We start from the raw sequence: 21,369 nt of genomic DNA on the forward strand, positions 1-21,369 counted from the left end.
TCCCCTGTCCCGCAGCGTGAAAGCCATATGCTGAGTAAGCACATAGTGCGTATGCTCAGCATATGCGCCGACGTCACTCCGTGCTGTCCGCCCTGCCCGCCCGCATCAGCCAGCGTCTGGTCGTCCCCGTCGTGTGCGTCAGCGTGACGTTCATCGCGATCGTCGACGGAGCGATCACGACGGTGGCCCTGCCCTCGATCGCCCGTCAGTTCCGGCTGACCACCGCCGCGCTGGACGGGGTGGTCGTGGTCTACCCGGTCTGCCTGGCCATGGCCGTACCCGCCTCGGCCTGGCTGGTCGAACGCTTCGGCGGCAAACGCGTCCTGCTGACCGCCCTGGCCGGTTTCCTCGGCTCGTCGCTGCTGTGCGGGGCGGCGGCCGGACTGGGCCAGCTCGTCGTCTACCGTGCCGTCCAGGGGCTGTCGGCCGGCGTCCTCTTCCCGGCCTCCGCCGCGCTGCTGTTCGGCACCTTCGACGCCGCGGAGCAGGTGCGCATCTCCCGTTACATGATCATTCCGCAGCAGATCGCCCCGGCCGCGGCCCCCGTGCTGGGCGGGCTGCTGGTGGACCACCTGTCCTGGCGGTGGGTCTTCTACGTCAATCTGCCGGTCGGCCTGCCGGCGGTGCTGTTCGGCACGCTGTTCCTGGCCGGTGACCGCGGCGGCCGGCCGGGCCGCTTCGACCTGCCGGGCCTGCTGCTGAGCGCGGGGGCGCTGGGCACCGCGATGTTCGGCGTCAGCGAGGGACCCAACCGCGGCTGGACCTCCCCCGCCGTCCTCGTCTCCCTGGTCCTCGGCGCGGTGCTGGTGGCCGCCGCCGTCGCCGTCGAACTGCGCACCGCCCACCCCCTGCTGCGGCTACGGCTGTTCACCGACCGGCTCCTCCGGGACACCAACCTGATCAATCTGGTCGGCCTCGTCCCCATCATGGGCGCCCTGTACCTGAGCCCCCTCTTCCTCCAGCAGGCCCAGGGACGCACGGCACTGGAGTCCGGACTGACCACCTTCCCCGAGGCGTTCGGCGTCCTGCTGACCGTGCAGATCGCCGGCGTCCTGTACGCCAGGGTCGGTCCGCGCCTGATCGTCGGCTGCGGCATGACCGGCGTCAGCGCGGTGCTGGTGCTCCTCGCCACCTGCGACGCGGACACCGGCCTGTGGGCCTTCCGGGGCTGCATGTTCCTGTTCGGGGCCGCGATCGGCTGCTTCTTCATACCGACCACGGTCGCCTCCCTGGCCACCGTCGACCGGGCGGACCTCGCGCAGGCCACCATGCTGAACACGGTCGTCCGCCAGACCGGCGGCGCGCTCGCGCCGGCCGCGGTGACCACGGCCCTCGTCCTCGGCACCGCGCCGGACACCGGCGCGTCACCACCCGTCACCGCCTACCAGCACGCGTATCTCGCCCTCGCCGCGATCGCGGCGGCGACGGCGGTCTTCACCTTCACCCTGCCCGACGGCCCCGCCCGTGCCGCCGCCCGCGGCAGCGGGGCCGGGACCGGCCGTCCCGTCGTCCGCGGGCGCCGACGCGACCGGGTCGGCTCCTGACCGTCCCCGGGGCGGTGGACACGGGCCGGGCGTCGCGGGTCAGGCGTCCGCCGGGCTCACGGAGCCGCGGGAAGGCACTCCTTCACCGCGCAGCCGGACGCCGGTGAAGGCCGGAAATCAGTGCTCGTCCCCGGACAGGTGGAAGTAGACGGTCCCCGACCACCAGGGCCCGTGCTCGGTCGTCTCCGACGAGAGCACCACGTCCTGGACCTCGGCCGGGCCCAGCCCCTCGATGGCGTCCGCCAGTCTCCGCAAGAGGGTCGGGACGCTGTCGCAGCCGGGGCCGGCGGGGTTGGCCTGCGAGAAGTGGCGCACGGTCCAATGCTTCGTAGTCTCCCTCACGGACCGATCGTAGAAGCCGCCGACATCGTGGAAGCTGCCGACGGCCCGTCAGCACGCGATGGCAGGGACCGGCGACCCGGCCCGGACCGACGAGACACCGGCCGGCCCACCCGCTCGTCACGGCCGCGTCCCGCCGGTGTTGGTGGCAGGTTCCGGTCAAAAGCTTCCCCAAGTGCCGGACACCTCCCGTCGCCGGTGGTCGGGTTCTCCACGACGGCTGTACAACCACCCGTTCTGGGAGGCCCGGTGTCAGCACCGACCCGCAAGAGACGATGGCTCACGATCTGCGCCATCACCGCGTCCGCCGCACTCGTCGTCACACCCGTGAGCGCCGCGTCCGGCAAGAGCAGGAAACCCTTCGGGGCGCGCGAACTCGCCCGAATCGCCGCCGAACGCGACACGTCCGCACGGGCCCTCGGCCCGCGGGCGAAGGCCGAGGACGACGACGGCAACGAGGCCGACGAGATAGCCGAGGGGGCCGACCAGTACGCCGAGGCCCGCACCTCGCCCGGCATCGTCGCCCCCGGCGCGTACGGCGCCGCCTGGACCGGCTTCACCCGCCTGCCCGGCACAGGCGGAAGCTGGCGCCACGTGACCGGCCTGCCGTACGACTCCGACGACTCCCGCTACCGGGACGTCGACTCCAACTCCAGCGGCGGTTCGGGCAAGGTGACCGGCCGGATGGCCGCGATCGCCGCCGACGACGACGGGTACGTGTACGCGGGCAGCGCCGGCGGCGGCGTCTGGCGGTCCGGGCGCGGCGGCGGCCACTGGAAGCCGATCAGCGACAGGCTGCCGTCCCAGTCCACCGGCGCGCTCGCGCTCGACGGCGCCGGACGGCTGTGGCTGGGCACCGGCGAGGCGACCACCAATGCCGACGCCTACCTCGGCAGCGGTGTCTACGTCCTGTCCCACCCGCACGACGGCACCTTCTCCTCCCGTGACCGGGTCGGCGGCGACGAGCTGGAGTCCACCACCATCCACGAACTGCGCTTCGGCGGCGGGAAGGTGTGGGCGGCGACCAGCGCCGGCGTGTGGAGCCACTCCGCGAGGACGCCGAAGGGCTCCTGGAAGCTGGAGTACGCGCCCAACCCCGACTACCTGCCGGGCGGCCCGAAGGACGACGACCCCGACGCCGCGTACAAGAACATCGCCAACGACATCGCGATCGACCCGAAGGACCCGGGCAAGGTCGTGCTCGCGGTCGGCTGGCGCAGCGGTGACGACTACAACGGCTTCTACACCAGGGTCCGCGGCACCTGGACCCGTATCACCAGCGGTTTCGGTGACCTGCCGACCGACGCGGACGGCGTCGGCAACGTCACCTTCGCCCGGTCCGCCGACGGCTCGCGCTACTACGCCGTCGACCAGTCGCCGGAGCAGCTGAACACCAACCCGGACAGCGGACTCGAGGGCGTCTTCGTCTCCCGGTCCGGCTCCCCGACCGGGCCCTGGACGAAGATCGCCGACTACAAGCGGCTGGCGGCCTCCGGCTCCGCGCTGACCACCGCCGGGTACATGCCGGGCGTACAGGCCTGGTACAACCAGTTCCTCACCGTCGACCCCAGTGACCCCGAGCACGTCTACGCGGGCCTCGAGGAGGTCTACGAGACCAAGGACGGCGGCAGTACCTGGTCGACCGTGGGCCCGTACTGGAACTTCCCCTTCAGCTGCTGGAGCATCGACCCGGCCAAGCAGACCGGCGACTGCCACCAGACCCCCCACTCCGACCAGCACGGCGTCGCGATCGGCCGCTACCACGGCGGGAGCTTCGTGTACGTCGGCAACGACGGCGGCGTCTACAAGCGCCCGGTCAACGGCTCGCAGGACGCCTCCGGCCACGCCACCGACTGGACCTCCCTCAACGACGGCACCATCGACACCCTCCAGTACTACTCGGTCGGCGTCGGCGAGGACCTCGACCACGGCGGCCTCTCGGTCACCGGCGGACTCCAGGACAACGGCCAGTCCATCCTGCGCGGCGACGACGCGGTCATGGGCTCGGACTTCGGCGGCGACGGCGGCGACACGCTCACCGACCCGGCCAACGGCTGCCACATCGCGGAGGAGTACGTCTACCTCGCCGTCCAGGTGACCCGTAACTGCGCGGTCAACGACGGCAGTTGGATCACCGATCCGGGCAAGGCCACCTCGTACGACGTCGCGCCGGCCGACAGCGCCACCGGCGAGGCCCGCTTCATCGCCCCGCTCGCGGCCGACACGAAGGACAGCTCGACGTGGATCGCCGGCGGCCGGCACATCTGGGTGCAGACCCACGGCTACGCCATCCGCGGCGGCGACGAATGGAAGAGCGTGTACGACCTCGGCGCCGGCCGTACGGCGACCGCCGTCGCGGCCTCGGGCGGCACGGTGTACGCGGCCTGGTGCGGCCCCTGCAACAACCAGGGTTTCGCCCGCGGCATCTCCGTGGGGAACGAGGACGGGAGCGGGTGGCACGACATCGCCCTGCCCGTGGACGGGACCGTGCCCAACCGCTACCTCAGCGGCTTCGCCGTCGACCCGAAGAACGCCGGCCACGTCTTCCTCGCGGTCAACGGCTTCTCCCGGCACTGGACCGAGGGCCCCGGCGCCGGCGTCGGCCACGTCTTCGAGTCCACCGACGGGGGAACCACCTGGAAGGACATCTCGGCGAACCTGCCCGACGTACCGGCCAACTCGGCGGTCGTCACGCCGAACGGCGGTCTCGCCGTCGCCACCGACCTGGGCGTCGTCTACCGCGCGCCCGGCCGCGGCACGTGGCGGCGGGTCGGCAGCCTCCCGGCCGTCGCCGTGCTCCAGCTGAAGCTGAGCCCCGACGGCCGCACCCTGTACGCGGCCACGCACGGCCGCGGCATCCACGCCATCAAGGTGCGCGACCTCACCTGACCGGCACCGCGTGGTGAAGGCAGGGGTGGCCCCGGGCCGTCCGGGGTCACCCCTGCCGCGAGTACGGGGTGACCGTCATGCCGAGGACGCACGCGACCCGTGCCGCTCCCGCCACGGGTCCAGGGAGGATTCCGGTGGCGGGTCGACCAGGTGGCCCGGCAGCTCGGCGGCACACCCCCCCGGGCCCGACGGCCCACGGGCGTCACTTCACGAGTTGCGGGTGAAGGGTCTCGATGCCCGTGGCCAGGCCCGCCTTGACGCGCTGTGACAGGTCGTCGGGCGGCACCTCGTACGCTCCGGACTCGACTCCGCCGAGAGCGAGCGCGGCCACGTCCTGCGGGCTGGACGTGGGCGCGTCGACGTCCGCCGCCATGTCGGTGTCGACGTACCCGTGAGGACCCCTCACACCGAAGCCGCGGGGCTTCAGCTCCGGCCGCAGGGAGTTCGTCTGCGACCGCAGGGCCGACTTGGCCGCGCTGTAGGAACATCCAGGAGAGGACGGGGTGCACGTTGTTCGGCGGTGTCGCCGAGTCGCCGCGTACGTGCGCCTGCACGCACCCGCGGTACCCCGACGCCGGAAGCCCGGCCGGCGCCGGCGGGCTGCGACGGCGCCCCCGCCGGCCCCGCCCCAGCCGCTGTCGGACCCGGGCGTAGCCGGCGACCGTGCGAAGCGCAGCGGGGAGCCGTCCGCTTTCAGTGGCCGGCGGGCGTGACCTCGGGAGCCAGCAGAACGGCGATTCCGCCCGCGTGCGCGACGGCGTCACTGACCCGCGGGTTGAAGAAGGCCGCGACCGCGCCCCGGTGATGAGGGCTGACGACGAGCAGGTCCGCCTTGAACTCCTCGGCCGCGGCGGAGATGACGGAGGGCACCTGCTGCGTCAGGCTGTGCGCGAGGTGCCCCTCCGCCTCCACACCGAGGCCGCGGAGGGTGGCCAGGGCCTCCTCCAGGATCGCCTCGCCCTGCTGCTCCTCCTCCAGGTTCACGACGGTGTCGCCGGCGACCATGGACGTCACGACGTGGAGCACGTGCACGGTGGCGTTCGCGGGTCGGGCCAGTTCGCCGGCCATCAGGAGTGCCGTCTCCCGGGCGGCACTGGGATCGATGGCCACCAGGATGCGTTCGAACACGGCGTTCTTCCTCTCTGCGACCGCTGCGACCGGGGGCCACGGAGGCCGGGGCTCGGGCGGTGTGGTGATGATGGACGAGGAGGGCGGGTCGACCTCAGATGTACAATATGACTGGTCGTCTTGGAAGTCAACATCGACAAAGCCCTCCCGGCCGCCCGTCAGGGCAGCAGTGGCGGGCCGACTATCCGGATGCCGTGCGCGGCGGCGCGCCGGGTCAGTTCCTCCGGGTCGGGACCCGGGCCGGCTTCCGGCTGGACGGTGCCGTCGAACGGCACACCCACGTCCGCCACGAACGCGTCGAATCCTCCGCCCGGAGTGTGCAGCGTCAGAAAGCGGGCCGTCGGGGAGGTCACGACGAAACCGTGCGCCAGTCCGCGCGGCAGCAGCGCGAGCCCGCCCGCCCCCACGCTGCGCACCTCGTTGCCGACCTCCACCCGCAGCGTCCCGTCCAGGATCAGAAACGTTTCCTCGTCGGACTCGTGCAGGTGCAGCGGCGACATGTAGCCGCGCTCGCCGGTGTGCTCCAGCAGCGCGTAGGCGCCCGCGGTGTCGGCGGCCCGCGCCCGCATCCGGACGAGACCGCCCAGGAACCGCACCGCCTGCTGGGTGTCGGGGTCCGTCAGGACGGGGGATGTGATGTTGCCGGACAGGGAAGTCACTGCTCTCCTCGCTTCCGCTGGGGTTCGGGTGACATTCGAGCAGAGAGCGGATCAGGTCGTCCAAGACGTATGTGTCATCGCCCCATGCCGAATCGGCATGTGCCGGAACGCCTGCCGGAACGCCTGCGCCGGCGCGTCTGCCGGCGTCTCCCGCTTGTCCCCGTGCCGTTCACGGACTTTTGACAACTTCAAGCAGACCGGCCATATTGAGACCATGCCTCAGGTGAGCGTCAGGGGAAAGCTGATCGAACACGCGGAGACCGTGTTCCGTCGTCAGGGCTTCAATGGCGCCAGCGTCGCGGACATCACCAATGCCGCGGGAGTGCCGAAGGGGTCCTTCTACAACCACTTCAAGAGCAAGCAGGAACTCGCCGCCGAGATCATCCGCCGCTACAGCCACGGCACGGATGTGACCATGCTCGCCACCGAAGGACTCTCGGCGATGGAGCGGCTGCGCGCACACTTCGCCGCGCAGGCCTCGCGTACCAGCGCCACCGGCGTCGAGTACGGATGCCTGCTGATGACCATGGCGAGCGAGGGACCCACGGTCGGCGACGAGGTCGGGGACGTCGTCCGGCGCAGCCTCGCCGCGTGGGTCGGCGTACTGGCCCCGGTGATCGAGGACGGGCAGCGGTCGGGGGAGATCACTCCCCGGGAACCCGCGACCGACCTCGCCGCTTTCCTGATCGACGCCTTCGAGGGCGCGGGGCTGCGTGGCAAGGCGACCCGGGACGAGGACGCGGCCATGCGGTCCCTGAACCTCGCCCTCAACGCCATCAGGGCCTGACCACCGCGCTCTTCGGTGAACGGGGCGACCGGCCCACCCCTCGTCCCGCGTGCCGGTGCGTGAGCCGGTGGCCAAGCGGTGGCCCGCGCCGGGCGAGCGCACCGGTGGGCCTCTCGACCGTCAGGGGCGCGGCGCTGCCAGGGCGATGCTCATCTCCTCGCCCAGGTGCGCGTGATCGGCCCCGGTCTTGGCCCGCAGCGCGGCGCCCTCGAAGAGGTCGAGCAGGAAGGCGGCCAGGGCGCCGGCGGGCCAGGCACCGGTGATCTCGCCCGACGCCTGGCCCTCCGCGATCGTGGCGGTCAGCGCGTCGGACCAGCCGTCCAGGGCCTCCCGGACGGCCTCCCGGACCTTCTCGCCGGCATGGGGGCCGTCACCGGCCGACGTGCCGAGCAGACATCCGCACTCGATTCCGGAGCCGCGGATACGCTCGACCTGCGCGGTCAGGTGTCTGCGCAGGCGCTCCACCGCGGGGCTCTGACCCCCAGGAACGAGTGGTCGGCGGCGCGCGCGTAGCGCAGGACGATCTCCACTGGGGAAGTCAAGTCGGCCTCCCCGGTCAAGAGCGAGGTCACAAACGTTCCACTACGGCACGCCATGCTGGGGCCGACGACCGGTGTGACGCACACGGACCATGCGCCCTCCGCGCACACTCGCCCCCTCACACATGGAGCTGCCCATGGCCACGTACAGCGCAGTCGAGGTCGCCCCCGACGGAACCCTGCGTCTCACCGAGCGGGAGCTGGTCCCGCCGGGTCCGGGGCAGGTGCGTATCCGGGTGGAGGCGTGCGGCGTCTGCCACAGCGACTCGATCGCCGTGCGTCCGCACGACGAGGGGGAGGCCGGCAGGGTTCCCGGACACGAGGCCGTCGGCCGCATCGACGCCCTCGGCGCGGGCGTCACGGGGTGGAGCGTGGGCGACCGGGTGGGTGTGGGCTTCCTCGGCGGCCACTGCGGAGTGTGCGCGGAGTGCCGGCTGGGCGACTTCGCCGGCTGCACCGACCAGCCGTACACGGGTGTGCACGTCGACGGCGGCTACGCCGAGTACATGTACGCCCGGCAGACCGGCCTGGTGGCCGTGCCGGAGGAGATGAGCGCCGCCCGGGTGGCGCCGCTGCTGTGCGCGGGGTTCACCGTGTACAACGCCCTGGTGGAGCACGTCCGGCAGCCGGGCGGCCTGGTGGCCGGTGACCTGGTGGCCGTGCAGGGCATCGGTGGCCTGGGGCACCTGGCCCTGCAGTACGCGCGTGCCCTGGCGCTGCGGGTGGTCGCGATCGCGCGCGGGGCCGACAAGGAGGAACTCGCCCTCCGGCTGGGCGCTCACCACTACGTCGACAGCAGGGCCTCGGACGCCGCCGAGCAGCTCACGAAGCTCGGGGGTGCCCGGATGGTGCTGGGCACGGCGGCGGGCGGGGACGTGAGCCCGCTGCTGGGCGGCCTGGCCCGCCGGGGACGGCTCGTCCTGGTGGGAGTGTCACCGGAGCCGGTCCGTGTGGCGCCGCGCCGACTGATCTTCGACGCCGTCCAGGTGTCCGGCTCCCTCACCGGAACCTCGGCGGAGAACGAGCAGAACCTGGCTTTCGCGCAGGCGCACGACGTGGTCCCGATGGTGGAGCGGACCTCGCTGGCCGACGCGCAGGCGGCCTATGACCGGATGCTGCGCGGTGAGGCACGGTTCCGCATGGTCATCGGCATCTGACGCCGGACAGCCCGACGCCTCGGACACGTCGGTGTACCGCCGGCGGCGGGTCGTGCGGTCACCGGCGCCCACACCAGGTGTGCCACATCGGCCGGGGACGGCCGAACCGGCACCGGTGGACCGGGTCAGGCCGAAGCATGGCCACATGTGCCGTGCACACACCGGGGCGTGGTCCCCTCGGGCACGGCCAGCACGAAGTGGAGTACGTCGTCGCCGTCCTCCGTGCCGTCCCGCGTACCGCCCGGGGCCCCCGCCGGCTCGACGTGTGCGCCGAGGGCGTCGCAGATGGCGGTCATACGGTGGTTGTCGCGCGTCGTGACGACCACCGCTCGCCGGACGCCGAAGAGCGGCGCCCGGGACACCGCCCAGCGTGCCAGCGCCGTGCCGAGGCCCACGTCCTGCCAGCCGTCCTCCACGAGCAAGGCCAGCTCGCCGCGGCCCTCGGTGCCGTGGGGCAGCAGGTGTGTGACGGCGACGACCACGTCAGGACGGTACACGGGACTCGTCACCCAGCTCGTCCCCTGCCGGGTCAGCCGGGCCCACTCGTGCGCACGCAGGGCGAAACGCCCGGTCTGGTAGCGGCCGAAGAGCGTCTGTGGGGAACAGCGGCCGTGCATGGCGTTCACCGCCGCGAGATCCGCCGCCTCGGCTCGCCGGGTCACGGTCGTCCGGCCCGAACGGGTGCGGATCCGGTGGCCCCCGGCTCCGGCCGTACCGGCGGAAGGGGCTGTCAGCGCATCAGGTGTCACGGTGAGGTCCTGTATCGGGCGCAGACGTCCGCGCCGTGGTCGACATGTGGGAACAGTCCAGCGGGGAAATGGGCCGCCCGCTTCCGTCGAACGACTGTCGATGGGGGGAGGAATGACTGACGCCCCGGCCGGTGTACCGCGGGAATGTGCCCTATCGGGCACCGATGGCGTCCGGCACCGGTCCCGGCACGCCAAACCCCTTAGTGTCGGGGTCGGTCGCCCGGCCGCCTGTGTCAGGCCGGTGTACCACTTCTCCCGTGCACACCCTACGAACCGGGACTTCACCATGTCGAACAGCGCAACCGCCTCCCCGCACGCCCCTGTGCGCGCCGAACAGCAGAGCCCCGGATACTGGAGGGTCACCTTCGACAATCCGCCCCTCAACCTCTACGACCCCGAGGTGGAGTCCGCCCTCGGGGAGGTGGTCGACCGGCTGGAGGCGGACCCCGACGTCAAGGTGGTCGTCTTCGACAGCGCCGTTCCCGACTTCTTCATGGCACACCTGAACCTGGGCAGGATCGCGGAGTTCGGGGAGGGGATGCCGGCCTGGTTCGACATCATCGGCCGCTTCGGCAACGCCCGCTACCTCACGGTGGGTTCTCTGCGCGGGCGTGCGCGAGGCATCGGCAACGAGTTCCTGACCACGCTCGACGTGCGGTTCGCCAGCCGGGAGAAGGCCGTGCTCGGCCAGCTGGAGATCGGTACGGGGATCATCCCCGGCTGCGGTGGCATCCAGCGCCTGGTGCAGCTCACCGGGCGGTCGCGGGCCCTGGAGATCATCGCCTCCGGTGAGGACTACGACGCCGACACGGCCGCTCTGTACGGCTGGGTCAACCGTGCCGTCCCCGACGCCGAACTGGACGCGGTCGTCGACCGGTTCGCGCGACGGATCGCCTCCTTCGACGCCGACGCCCTCCGCGCGGTCAAGGAGATCGTCGACGAGGAGGCCCCGCTGCACGGCCCGGACGATCTGGCGGCCACCCACCAGCGCTTCGCCGGGCTCCTCGCCCGGGACTTCGTCCAGCAGCGCCTGCGGCTGTCGGCGAAGGCGAGCCCGGAGACCGTCTACGACCTGGAACTGAACATGGGCGAGCGCCTCGGGCCCCGCGACTAGTCCAGGCGCTTCCCGGTTACGCCGCAGGGCCGCGTGCCGCAGGGCCGCGGAGTGTCCCGCGCACCAGCGCGGGCGCGACGGGTCGCCGACCGCCGGTCCGCGCCCGCGCTCCCGCCCGATCCCCCCCCGTCCGCCCATCAGTGTCGAAAGGCGCCCACCGTGGCCACCGAATCCACCCACAGCCAGATCACGACGCCCAACCTCCATGTCGAGGCCGCCGACGGCGTCACCTACCGCTACCGTCGCTTCGGCCGCCCCAACGCGAGCGACCTGCCGGTGGTCTGCCTGGTGCACTTCCGCGCCAACCTCGACAACTAGGATCCCGAACTCGTCGACGCCCTCGCCGCCCAGCGCGAGGTCGTCCTGGTGGATCTCGCCGGGGTCGGCGGTTCCACCGGGACCACGCCGAACACCGTGGAGGAGATGGCGCACAACGCGATCGCCTTCCTGGACGCCGTCGGACTGCGCCGCTTCGACCTGCTGGGCTTCTCCCTCGGCGGCTTCATCGCCCAGGAGGTCACCCTCTTCCGCCCGTGGCAGGTGCGTCGGCTGGTCCTGGCCGGTACGGCACCCCGGGGCGGCCGGGACATCCACCAGTACACGGCGGGCGCCATTCGCGAGGCTGCCCTGCACGACGCCCCCTCCGCCGCGAACCTGCTCACCCTCTTCTTCGAGAAGAGCGCGTCCAGCCAGGCCAAGGGCGTGGAGTTCCTCAAGCGCCTGGGACTGCGTACCGCCGAGCGGGACACCGCGACCGACCTGGCCGTCCGTGACGCTCAGTTGACCGCCATCTCCGCGTGGGGTGTCCGGGACGACTCGCGCCTGCAGCGTCTGGAGTCCATCCGGCAGCCGGTTCTGGTGGCCAACGGCGACAACGACGAGATGGTCCCCACCCGGAACACCTACCTGCTGGCCGAACACCTGCCCAACGCGAAGCTGAGCATCTACCCGGACGCCGGTCACGGATTCCTCTTCCAGTACCCGGCCGAGTTCGCCGCAGAGGTGAACGCCTTCCTCGGCGGCTGACGGCCCTCGTCCGACGAGCCGCGGCCGGGAGGGGACATCAAGGTGACCCCCTCCCGGCAGGCGACGTGCCGGGTGGGGGCGTCAGCGACGGGAGGTCGGTGGCAGGGGTGGTTCGAGGGTGCGCAGCAGACCGCGGGCGGGCGGCCCCGGCGGCAGCGGCTCGTCGTCCGTCACGGCGCAGGCGCGCAGGACGAGAGCGATCAGCCGGCGGGACGCCTTGTCCGCGTGGGACCCGCTGCCCATGACGACGCCGGCGTTGGCGAGCAGCAGCAGCGGCAGATCGTGCGGGGAGAAGTCGGGGCGCAGGACCCCGGCCTCCTTGGCACGCCGCACCAGCCGGGTGAAACCGCGCATGGCGCGGCGCCGGTGGGCCTCGAGTTCGTCGGAGGTCGGGAACGTCGTGTTCAGTACGACGGCAAGGCCCTGGTCCGCGCACTGCAGCGCGGCGACGTGCTCGACGTAACCGCGGAAGCCCACCCAGGGATCGGGTTCTTCCAGAGCCTTGTCCACGGCGTCGGCGTAGGCGCGTACCCGGGGTGTGAACACCGCGGCGACGAGTTCCTCGCGCCCGGCGAAGTTGCGTTGCAGCGTGGCGATGCCCACTCCGGCACGCCGCGCGATCTCGTTGAGCGAGACGTCCAGACCGCGCGTCGTGTACAGCTCGGCCGCGACCGTGAGGATCTTGGCGCGGTTGGCCTGGGCGTCGGCGCGGCGCTGCCGGAGTGGTGAGGTGTTGTCGGTGGGTGGCACGGTCCGACAGCTTACGGTGGTCCGTCAGGTGGGGACCGGGTGCGGTCCACCCTGCCCCCGCGCACGGCGTCAGGCTCGCGACGCACCGGGCCGGGACCAGGCCGCCGCACCGGCGAGCCGGCGCAGTGCGGGCGCGACCGCGGTGGCCAGGTGCCCGACGGACGAGGCGACCGCGTCGTCGGGCAGACCGCCCCAGTCCACCAGGGCCTGGAGGCGGTCGAAACGCACCGCTTCGTAGAGGGCGGTCGCCTTCTCGGTGACGCGTTCGGGTGTGCCGATCAGGAGATGTCCGGACGGGTCCAGGCCCGCCCGGAACTGTTCCGGTGAGACGGTGAGGCCATTTCCCCCCGGCCGCTTGGGCCGAAGGAAGTCCCGGTAGTACGGGTAGGTGTCGAGGGCGGTGGCGGTGCCGTCGGCACTGAAGAAGTGCACTCCGACGCCGAGACGCAGCCGGTGGCCGTGCCCCTCCGCCTCGCCTGCCGCCCGGTAGACGGCGGCGAGGTGGGCCAGGCGCTCCACAGGCCCGCCGATGTACCCGAGCATCATGGGCAGTCCGAGGCGTCCCGCGCGTTCGGCGCTGGCGGCGGTTCCGCCGACCCCGATCCACACCGGCAGGGGGTCCTGCCGTGCCCTGGGGACGACGGCGGCCCCGGCCAGCGCGGAACGGAACCGTCCGTGCCAGGTCACCCGGGGTTCGTCGCGAACGCGTAGCAGCAGTCCCAGTTTCTCCGCGAAGACCTGGTCGTAGTGGCTCAGGGGGACGCCGAACAGTTCGAACGGTTCCGGGTGGGCGCTGCGCCCCACGGTGATCTCCGCACGCCCCTCGCTGACGAGGTCGAGCGTGGCGAAGTCCTCGTACAGCCGCACGGGGTCGAGGGCGCTGAGGGTGCTGACCGAACTGGTGAGCCTGATGCGCGAGGTCCGGGCGGCGATGGCGGCCAGCACCACGGCCGGCGAGGAGACGGCGAAGTCCACGCTGTGGTGTTCGCCGATGCCGATGTGGTCCAGTCCGAGCCGGTCGGCGGTCACGCCGAGGCGGATCAGTTGGCTGTGCCGTTCGCCGGCGGTCAGAGGACGGCCGTCGACCGTACGGGGCTGGAAGTCGGCCAGTGACGCGATGCCGACATCCATCCGCGGATCCTGCGCGCTCATGCCTCTCCTTCCGGGCCGGTGTCCACCGTTCAGGAGGCGGACGGGGTGAGCCTGGTCGCCGTCTCCTCGTCCACCGCTGTCCAGCCCTGGCCGAGGTCGAGTTCGCCGATGTGGTGATACGTGTCGGGCCCCAGCCGGGTGAAGGTGTCGCGCAGGGGAACGGTCGCACCGTTCATCGTCATGGTGCCCTCGAACACCAGGGTGTCACCCTGCCAGCCCGAGGAACGCTGCCGGGCCCGGCCGCCGTTGCTGTCGAACCAGTCCGCGACGAACTCGTCGGAAGCGGCGTCGAACCCCCACACGTACGTGGCACGCAGCGGGTTCGGGTTGTCCGCGGTGGGCTGCTCCTCCGTGCTGAGCCGCACGTAGTGCGGGGTGAGTTCCCCGGAACCGGTCACCTTCATCTCGATCGGCTTCCGCGGGCCGAAGGGGGTGGCGTGGAACTGCCCCGGCGCGTCCCAGACGCCCAGGAAGAAGGTGAGTTCGTCCATCCGCGAGTCACTCATGGCTGTCTGCCTCTCTCAGGGGAGCCCGGACGGCCGTTCGCCGTCCCGGCGCCTGTCAGCATAACCATAAGTGGAGTGGGCACACCACTTAGTGGCTGTCGCGGTGTCTGCTCGCCCACGACGTCGTCGCCCCGAGCCGAGCGGGGTCTGGCGCGTGCGGCTGCGAGGCGACGCACGCCACCGGACCCCCGCTCCCTGATCCGTCCTGATCCAAAGCGAAAGACCCTAGGACCCGGACGCGAGCGCCGCGTTCCCCGCGGTGAGTTCACCGAAGAGGCGCCGCTCCGTCGCCATCGCCTCGCCGAACGGAAGGCGAGAGCCGGCCACGACGGAGTGCTTCGCCGCGTGCAGCGCCGGCGCCGGGTTCCCGGCGATGGCCTCGACCCAGCGCAGCGCCTCCTGCGTGAAGTCGGCTCCCGTCAGGATGGTGTTGACCCAGCCGACGTTCAGCGCCTCCTCCGCGAGGACCGGCCGTCCCGTCAGGATGGCCTCGGCCGCGCGGCCGGAACCGATCAGCCGAGGCAGCCGGACACTTCCTCCACCGCCCGGGATGATGCCGACGGCGACTTCCGGCTGCTGGAAGCGGGAGCGCGGGGAGGCGATCCGCAGGGTGCAGGCGAGGGCGATCTCATTGCCTCCGCCCGAGGCGAGACCGTCGACGGCCGCGACGGTGGGCTGGGGAATCTCCTCCAGCAGGCGCAGCGCACGCGACCAGGAGCCGAGTTCCTCCTCGCTCGCCAGGCCCGCACCGGCCCGCGCCAGATCGGACAACTCGGCGTGGTCGATGAAGGTGTCGTCCAGCCCGCTCGCCAGCATGACGACCTTCACCTCGTCGGTCTGCCGGCCCAGGTCCTCCAGCAGCGAGCCGAGTCGCACCATGGAACCGAAGTCCATGAAGTTGCCGGGTTCCCTGGTGAACGTCAGGACCGCCACAGCGCCGAACCGGTCCGAGGTCCATGTAGACATAGCCCGCTCCATATACGTGTGCGGACCGAACGGGCTCTGCGTGTCCCGCTCGGTCCTGCCGTCGGTGTCCTGAGCAACCCTGTCCGATGGTCCCGGCGCGACCATCAGTCATGTGACCAGTCACGTCACGAGGAGCAGGCCCGGTCCCGTCAGGAAGCGCGGGCGGGTTCGGGCGACGCCTTCACCAGGCCGGCCCGCTGCCAGTCGGCCACCTGCGCGTGAAGGAGCCGGCGAACCGCCGAGACGTCGGCGTTCCACGCGCTGCCGAGCACCGCGGCGGCGGCCCGGACATTCCCACCGTGCTGCCGCAGGGCGATCCACATGGCGCTGGCCTCGGGCGCGTAGGAGTAGGGAGCGCCCAGGGGCGACAACAGCGTGAGCGCCCCGTCCTCCGCGATGCCCGCCGTCACCCCGGGTTCGATCACGATGTGCACGTCGTCACGACTTCCTTTCCGGCGGCGCTTGCGGAAGGCACGCCTCATGTGTCCGAAGCCGCTTCGCTCACGTTCCCCCAAATGAGCCGAAGACACCTGGGTCCGCCGTGGGCGAGGCACCAACGTGCAACGCCCCTGCCCGAACCGTCGGGACCCCGGGGCGCGGGCGCCCCGGGGTCCCGGCCGGCTCAGAAGCCGGTGAGGGTGATCTTGCCGATGGCGGTGCCGGATTCCATGATGCCGTGCGCCTCCCGCAGGTTCGCCGCGTTGACCGGGCCCAGGTCCCTGGTCGCGGTGCTCACCATGACGCCGGCGTCCACCAGACGGGCCACCTGGGTGAGGATCTTGCCCTGCCGGTCCATGTCCGCGGTCCGGAACAGGGAGCGGGTGAACATGAACTCCCAGTGGAAACCGATGCTCTTCGCCTTCAGCAGGCCGACGGGCAGGTTCTCGACGTCGTCGATCGCGACGATCTGCCCGAACGGGGTGAGGACCTCGGCGTAGACGGTCAGGTTGCGGTCGGTCCCCGCGGTGCTGAAGACGTGGTCGATGCCGTTCGGGGCCACCTCGGCGAGCTGCGGCGGCAACGGCCGGTGATGGTCCACGATGTGGTGCGCGCCCATGCGGCGGGCGAAGTCGACCGTCTCCGGGCGGGACGCCGTGCCGATCACCGTGAGGTCGGTGAGCGCGCGGGCCAGTTGGCTCACCACGGCTCCGACACCGCCGGCGGCCGCCGTCACCAGCAGGGAACCCGTCTCGTCGATCAGGTCGTGGTGCAGCCCGATCCGCTCGAACAGACCCTCCCACGCGGTGAGGGAGGTCAGCGGCAGCGACGCCGCCTCGCTGAAGGTCAGGGTCGTCGGCTTCAGGGCGACGAGACGCTCGTCGACCACGTGGTACTCGGAGTTGGCGCCCGGCCGGTCGAGCGCTCCGGCGTAGAAGACCTCGTCGCCGGGCTTGAAGTTCTCCACCTGGGAACCGGTCGCGACGACCGTGCCGGCGGCGTCCCAGCCCAGCACCCGCTCACGGCCCTTCGGGTCCTGGTTCTTCCGGATCTTGTAGTCGACCGGGTTGACGGCGACGGCCTCGACCTGGACGAGCAGGTCCCGGGGGCCGGGTTCGGGCACGGGCAGCTTGACGTCGAGGAGGCTCTCGTCGTCGGTCACCGGCAGGGACGCGCGGTAGGCGACGGCGCGCATGGTGGTGGTCATGTCGCAGGGTTCTCCTGGTCGGCGGGTCTGATGGGGACGAGGCCGCCCGGGCGGCCGGACGGCAGGGGGGCCGGACGGCAGGGGGGCCCGACGGCTGTGCGGTCAGGGGGCTCGCGGTCAGGGGACCGCGCGGCTTCGGGTTGTGCGGCTCGGTACCGGATCACACCGCCGCGCGCCGGTCCGCCGCGGTGGCGCCCGTCCCGGCCGGGTCCACCGCGGCGAAGGCGCGCCGGGCGCGGGTCAGGACACCGTGACGTTCTCGAGCCGGACCGAGACGACGAGCGGGTCGGGGACCTTGTCGCCGTTGTCGTCGCGGCTGTAGATCATCCGTGTGGTGGGGATGACCAGGCCGGACACCTCCTGGTGGCCGGAGACGTAGTGCGCGGCGGGGGTGTTACCGGCGATCTCCACGCTGTAGTCGCGCCGGCGGATCAGACCCTGCGCGTCGACGTACACGGTCTGCTCGGTGCTGAGGGTGGCGATGCTGTCGGGGAAGGTGATGTGCAGGCGCCGGAACTTCTCCCCGTTCTCCGTCCACGGGCCGATCTCCTCCGTCCGCACGCCGGGGTAGGTCAGCGAGAGCGGCTCGGCGAGGTACGTCCACATGGCGCTGCCGGAGAAGTAGGCGAGCTGGAGCCTCGTCCACGGCGTCATCAGGTCGTGGCCGGCGAAGGAGGCGCGGGGATCGGTCAGTTCCTCGATCACGTTGCCGTCCGAGTCCTCCACCGCCACACGGTCGGCGGAGAACGCCGTGTGGTGGTCGGGGTGGAAGAACGGCTTCTGGGTGACGTACTCGCGGCGCAGGTCGACCGTGACGTCGACGTCGTCGAGGGCACCGGGGTGGCCCTTCATGCCCCACAGGGCGCCGCCGAAGAACTGCCGCGCGGTGATCCGGCTGGCCTCTTCCCAGCGGGCGCGTCCGCCGTAGGCGTCGAAGATGGTGCTGAGCAGGTCGGACATGGTGTTCTCCTGATGATGTGTCGGAGTCAGCCGAGGAAGGCGTTGACGTCCTTGGCGGCTTCGGCGGGGTACTGGAACAGCGAGGCGTGGGCGGCGTCGGGGTAGATCCGGATCTGCGCGTCCGGGATCAGACCGGCCATCAGGTAGCTGTTCCTGGTGGGGATCATCAGGTCGTCGTCGCCCTGGATGATGAGCGTGGGGCACTGGATGCCGGTGAGGCGCTGCAGTGCGGAGTGGTCCGGGATGCCCCACTCCAGTACGGCGTCGTACTGGGCGTCGCGCGAGGCGAGGCTGCTGGGCACGTCCCGGCCCTCGGTGCGGGCCGTGAACCGGCCCAGGAACTCCACACCCTTGGCCTGGCTGGTCTCGGTGTGGGCGAAGAAGATGTAGAGCAGGTCCTCGCCGGTGGGCACCTCGGCGCGGGCGTGCGTCTCGATGTCCTTGCGCCAGCCGTGCATGCCCGGGGCGCCCTTGGGGCCGGTCCCGGCGAGGACGAGACGGCGGACCAGGCGGGGCCTGACCAGCGCGATGTCCTGGGCGGCGAAGCCGCCGATGGAGAAGCCGAGCAGGTCGATCCGTTCCAGGCCGAGGGCGGCGGTGAAGGTGATGATCTGCTGGGCCATCTGCGCGATCGTGGTGGCGAAGGCGCCGGTGGAGGACGCGACACCGGGATAGTCGACCAGGATCACCTCGCGTTCGGCGGCGAGCGCGTCGACGAGGGCGGGGTCCCAGTTGTCGAGGTTGCCGGTGAAGTGCTGGAGCATGACGAGGGGGACCTCGCCGCCGGAACCGAGCCGGCGGTAGGCGTAGCGGACACCGTCGGCCTCGACGAACTGCGTAGGGGCGGTGTGGTGGGTGACAGCGGACATGTCTCTCCCTGCGAGAAGGCGGTCGGAATCCGGGGGTGGCGTGGCGGGGGCGGTTTTCCGCGGGCTCGCAGTCCGTTCCGGAACGGGCCACGCGCCGCCTCCGGAACAGCATGCGCAACGGGCAGTGGAAACTTTGTGGCGCGTGTCTTGACGGGGCCGTCTCCGCGTTGCTCCCCGCCCGCCGGGCGAGGGGGCCGGACGCCGGCGGAGGCCGTGAACGTCGCCTGGGCGGTGCCGGGTCGACCCGTGGAGGCCCGGCGCACCCGGCAGCGAGTCAGTGGGCGCGACGCCACGGTATGCGCACACACGTGCCGCACGGGGGGTGTTCACAGGGCCCACTCCTCCGCGTGTACGTCGGCCCGGCCGCGCAGCGGCAGCGCCACGGGCCGCGCCGAGCGGCGGGAGTGCACGTACGAGCGCCGCGGAGCGGCCGGACGGACCGCTTCCGCGGCACGGCCGAGCTCGGCCGCGTAGGCCAGTACGAGGTCGTGCGCGCCGTACCGGTCGCGGCCCCGGACGTCCAGTAGACGGGCGCGCACCAGCTCCCCGGCAGCCGCGGCCGCCGTCTCCCGCGAGACACCGGCAGCCCTCGCCAGCGCGGCCGTGTCGACGTCGGGAGCCCGGTGCAGGGGGAGCAGCCGGAAGACCCGCTTGGCCTCGGCGCCGAGCGTCCGGTAGGACCAGGAGAAGGCACCGCGCACGGCGTTGGCGCTGTCGTCCTCGTCGAAGCCTCCGAGGCCGCCCTGCGCGGCGGCCAGTCCGGCGGCCAGCCGGGTCAGCGGCTGCTCGGGACGGCTCGCCGCGCGGGCGGCCACGAGGGCCAGGGCGAGGGGCAGCCGGCCGCAGCGCGCCACGATCTCCTCGACGACGGCCACACCCGCGTCGGTCCGCGCGGGACCGACACGGCGCAGGAAGCACGCCGTCGCCTCGGCCACCGAGGGCACGTCCAGGGAGAGCAGCCGTGCTCCGTGCGCGGTGGCCAGACCGATCAGCCTGCTCCGGCCGGTCACCACGACCATGCACTCGGAGGTGCCGGGCAGCAGCGGCCGTACCTGCTCCGCGTCGGACGCGTTGTCGAGCACCACGAGCACGCGACGCCCGGACAGGGCGCTGCGGAACAGCGCCGACCTGGCCTGCGTGGAGGCGGGGACGCGGTGCCGGTCCACGCCCAGGGCTTCCAGGAACCCGTGCAGCACCTCACCCGGATCGGCGGGGGCGCCGTGTGCCGCGAAGCCGCCCAGATCCGTGTAGAGCTGCCCGTCGGGGAAGTCCGCCGCCACGCGGTGCGCGAAGTGGACCGCCAGCGCGGTCTTGCCGACCCCGGGGATGCCGTCGACGGCCAGGACACGCAGGCCGTCGCCGCCCTGGTGCGCGGTCTCCAGCGCCTGGCCGAGGGCCCGCTCGCGTCCGGTGAAGAAGGGCAGGTCCGGTGGCAGCTGGGCGGGCTCGATCCACGGTGCCCGGGACCGCGGGAGCGGCGCCGCGGGTCGCGCCTCGGTCCCGGCGGCCGCCGGTACCCGGAGCCGCGCCGGCCCGCCGCGCAGCACGCTCTGGTGGGCGGCCCGCAGCTCGGCCCCGGGGTCGACCCCCAGTTCCTCCGACAGCCGGGCCCTGACGGTCTGGTACAGCATGATCGCTTCCGCCTGCTTGCCGTCCGCGGCGAGCACGAGCAGCAGGGACGCCTGGAGCGCCTCGTCGAGCGGGCAGCGGTCCGCGGCCTGCCGGACGGGCAGCAGGACGGAGCCGGCCCGGCCGCAGTCCAGGGCCGCGGCGGCCGCCTCGCACACGGCCGGTGCGTATTCGTGTTCCACCATGGCGAAGGCCGGGTGCACCGCCGCGACGGCGCCCAGGTCCTCCGCGCAGTGGCCCTGCCACAGGTCCAGCGCCTCCAGATACAGGTCGACGGCCGCCGGGAGGCCGCCCGCGGCGGCCGTGGCGCGGGCCCGCCGGACGAGGTCGCGGAACCTGAGCAGGTCCAGGCCGTCCGCGTCGACACGCAGCAGGTAGCTCCCCGCCTGCCGGACGAGCCACCGGCCCGGCGACCTGATCGGCAGGCCCGGTTCCAGCAGCCGCCGCAGCGAGCCGACGTACCGGTGGACCGCGTTCACCGCGCTGACCGGTGGCTCACCGTCCCACAGCAGGCCGATGAGTTCCGTCAGCGGGACGGGCCGTCCCGCGCCCGCCAGCAGCGCGGCGAGGAGCAGGCGCTGCTGGCGCGGGCCGAGCGGGAGTTCCTCCTCGGCCCGCCAGGCCCGCACCGGCCCCAGCAGCGTGAAACGCACCGCTTGAGCCGGCCCCAGTTCTTCGCCGATGCGTAGACGCGGTGTCACGGGCATCGAGGCGTCCTCCTTTCACCGTCCGGACGGTGTCCCGGCAGCGGTCCGCCGCCTGCGCACCGCCGTGGCCCTCCACGAGGTGGGGCTCCGTCCGGCGGCCACGCCGGAAAAGTAGGCCGGGGCCGCCCGGGCGGTCATCAGTCGGTTGACTCACCGGGGTGGACGCCTCCCCGGCCCCCCGCCGCGGGGGCCGCCGCCACCCCGGGAGGACCCCTGCGAGCCGTGTCCCGGGCGGCCCGGCGGACGCCTCGCCC

General features: G+C 72.3%; 20 protein-coding genes and 2 pseudogenes. 7 read left to right on the forward strand and 15 right to left on the reverse strand.

What is annotated here, in order from left to right; all coding sequences use genetic code 11:
- The first annotated feature begins 80 nt into the window (after positions 1-80).
- On the forward strand, positions 81-1,544 hold the full coding sequence (locus LG395_RS38715) for a DHA2 family efflux MFS transporter permease subunit (RefSeq protein WP_225814041.1): 1,464 nt from the start codon (positions 81-83) through the stop codon (positions 1,542-1,544).
- A gap of 117 nt (positions 1,545-1,661) precedes the next feature.
- Here LG395_RS38715 and LG395_RS38720 read toward each other — a convergent pair whose 3' ends face one another.
- A complete protein-coding gene (locus tag LG395_RS38720) occupies positions 1,662-1,886 on the reverse strand; it encodes a hypothetical protein (RefSeq protein ID WP_225813928.1) in 225 nt (74 codons plus the stop codon).
- 246 nt (positions 1,887-2,132) lie between these two features.
- Between LG395_RS38720 and LG395_RS38725 the strand changes: the two genes are divergently transcribed.
- The gene (locus LG395_RS38725; RefSeq protein WP_225813930.1) at positions 2,133-4,772 is read left to right on the forward strand and encodes a glycosyl hydrolase; all 2,640 of its coding nucleotides are present in this window, start codon (positions 2,133-2,135) and stop codon (positions 4,770-4,772) included.
- Between the two features lie 202 nt (positions 4,773-4,974).
- Here the strand turns inward: LG395_RS38725 and LG395_RS38730 are convergent.
- The 3 genes and pseudogenes from LG395_RS38730 to LG395_RS38740 all read right to left on the reverse strand — a co-directional run.
- Positions 4,975-5,284, reverse strand: a pseudogene (locus tag LG395_RS38730) (Rossmann-fold NAD(P)-binding domain-containing protein); the annotation flags it as partial.
- A gap of 181 nt (positions 5,285-5,465) precedes the next feature.
- Positions 5,466-5,900, reverse strand: coding sequence for a universal stress protein (locus tag LG395_RS38735; protein WP_225813933.1), 435 nt, complete (start codon positions 5,898-5,900; stop codon positions 5,466-5,468).
- 158 nt (positions 5,901-6,058) lie between these two features.
- Positions 6,059-6,559 carry a cupin domain-containing protein gene (locus LG395_RS38740; RefSeq protein ID WP_225813935.1) on the reverse strand — a complete coding sequence of 167 codons (501 nt, stop codon included), beginning with the start codon at positions 6,557-6,559 and terminating at the stop codon, positions 6,059-6,061.
- A gap of 214 nt (positions 6,560-6,773) precedes the next feature.
- Between LG395_RS38740 and LG395_RS38745 the strand changes: the two genes are divergently transcribed.
- Positions 6,774-7,346 carry a TetR/AcrR family transcriptional regulator gene (locus LG395_RS38745; protein WP_225813937.1) on the forward strand — a complete coding sequence of 191 codons (573 nt, stop codon included), beginning with the start codon at positions 6,774-6,776 and terminating at the stop codon, positions 7,344-7,346.
- A gap of 120 nt (positions 7,347-7,466) precedes the next feature.
- On the opposite strand, the gene LG395_RS38750 is transcribed toward LG395_RS38745, so the two are convergent.
- Positions 7,467-7,811 (reverse strand): TetR family transcriptional regulator C-terminal domain-containing protein, encoded by a 345-nt coding sequence (locus tag LG395_RS38750; protein ID WP_225813944.1) that lies wholly within the window; start codon positions 7,809-7,811, stop codon positions 7,467-7,469.
- Positions 7,812-8,022: 211 nt separating this feature from the next.
- Here LG395_RS38750 and LG395_RS38755 point away from each other — a divergent pair, with 211 nt between their 5' ends.
- Positions 8,023-9,042, forward strand: coding sequence for an alcohol dehydrogenase catalytic domain-containing protein (locus tag LG395_RS38755; RefSeq protein ID WP_225813949.1), 1,020 nt, complete (start codon positions 8,023-8,025; stop codon positions 9,040-9,042).
- A 125-nt stretch (positions 9,043-9,167) separates the two neighbouring features.
- Here LG395_RS38755 and LG395_RS38760 read toward each other — a convergent pair whose 3' ends face one another.
- Positions 9,168-9,704 carry a GNAT family N-acetyltransferase gene (locus LG395_RS38760; protein WP_225813951.1) on the reverse strand — a complete coding sequence of 179 codons (537 nt, stop codon included), beginning with the start codon at positions 9,702-9,704 and terminating at the stop codon, positions 9,168-9,170.
- Between the two features lie 373 nt (positions 9,705-10,077).
- Between LG395_RS38760 and LG395_RS38765 the strand changes: the two genes are divergently transcribed.
- From LG395_RS38765 to LG395_RS38775, 3 genes and pseudogenes are all read left to right on the forward strand, one after another.
- Positions 10,078-10,905 (forward strand): enoyl-CoA hydratase/isomerase family protein, encoded by an 828-nt coding sequence (locus tag LG395_RS38765; RefSeq protein ID WP_225813952.1) that lies wholly within the window; start codon positions 10,078-10,080, stop codon positions 10,903-10,905.
- A gap of 159 nt (positions 10,906-11,064) precedes the next feature.
- Complete coding sequence (locus LG395_RS38770) at positions 11,065-11,223, forward strand: hypothetical protein (RefSeq protein ID WP_225813953.1); 159 nt, start codon at positions 11,065-11,067, stop codon at positions 11,221-11,223.
- Positions 11,224-11,241: 18 nt separating this feature from the next.
- A pseudogene (locus LG395_RS38775) lies at positions 11,242-11,931 on the forward strand (alpha/beta fold hydrolase); the annotation flags it as partial.
- 81 nt (positions 11,932-12,012) lie between these two features.
- On the opposite strand, the gene LG395_RS38780 reads toward LG395_RS38775, so the two are convergent.
- The 9 genes from LG395_RS38780 to LG395_RS38820 all read right to left on the reverse strand — a co-directional run bounded on the left by LG395_RS38780 (position 12,013) and on the right by LG395_RS38820 (position 21,115).
- Positions 12,013-12,681 carry a TetR/AcrR family transcriptional regulator gene (locus tag LG395_RS38780; protein WP_225813954.1) on the reverse strand — a complete coding sequence of 223 codons (669 nt, stop codon included), beginning with the start codon at positions 12,679-12,681 and terminating at the stop codon, positions 12,013-12,015.
- A gap of 69 nt (positions 12,682-12,750) precedes the next feature.
- Complete coding sequence (locus tag LG395_RS38785; protein WP_225813955.1) at positions 12,751-13,833, reverse strand: LLM class flavin-dependent oxidoreductase; 1,083 nt, start codon at positions 13,831-13,833, stop codon at positions 12,751-12,753.
- Positions 13,834-13,862: 29 nt separating this feature from the next.
- On the reverse strand, positions 13,863-14,339 hold the full coding sequence (locus LG395_RS38790) for a hypothetical protein (RefSeq protein WP_225813956.1): 477 nt from the start codon (positions 14,337-14,339) through the stop codon (positions 13,863-13,865).
- A 225-nt stretch (positions 14,340-14,564) separates the two neighbouring features.
- Positions 14,565-15,305 (reverse strand): enoyl-CoA hydratase/isomerase family protein, encoded by a 741-nt coding sequence (locus LG395_RS38795; protein WP_225813957.1) that lies wholly within the window; start codon positions 15,303-15,305, stop codon positions 14,565-14,567.
- 149 nt (positions 15,306-15,454) lie between these two features.
- Complete coding sequence (locus LG395_RS38800) at positions 15,455-15,739, reverse strand: hypothetical protein (protein WP_225813964.1); 285 nt, start codon at positions 15,737-15,739, stop codon at positions 15,455-15,457.
- Positions 15,740-15,927: 188 nt separating this feature from the next.
- Positions 15,928-16,950: a zinc-binding alcohol dehydrogenase family protein gene (locus LG395_RS38805; protein ID WP_225813966.1), complete on the reverse strand. Its 1,023-nt coding sequence runs from the start codon at positions 16,948-16,950 to the stop codon at positions 15,928-15,930.
- 240 nt (positions 16,951-17,190) lie between these two features.
- The gene (locus LG395_RS38810; protein WP_225813968.1) at positions 17,191-17,910 is read right to left on the reverse strand and encodes a hypothetical protein; all 720 of its coding nucleotides are present in this window, start codon (positions 17,908-17,910) and stop codon (positions 17,191-17,193) included.
- A 26-nt stretch (positions 17,911-17,936) separates the two neighbouring features.
- Positions 17,937-18,779 (reverse strand): alpha/beta fold hydrolase, encoded by an 843-nt coding sequence (locus LG395_RS38815; protein ID WP_225813971.1) that lies wholly within the window; start codon positions 18,777-18,779, stop codon positions 17,937-17,939.
- A 326-nt stretch (positions 18,780-19,105) separates the two neighbouring features.
- Positions 19,106-21,115, reverse strand: a complete 2,010-nt coding sequence (locus tag LG395_RS38820) for an AfsR/SARP family transcriptional regulator (RefSeq protein WP_225813973.1) — start codon at positions 21,113-21,115, stop codon at positions 19,106-19,108.
- Positions 21,116-21,369: the final 254 nt, after the last annotated feature.

This window comes from Streptomyces spinosus (assembly GCF_020400655.1).
GTDB classification, from domain to species: domain Bacteria; phylum Actinomycetota; class Actinomycetes; order Streptomycetales; family Streptomycetaceae; genus Streptomyces; species Streptomyces argyrophylli.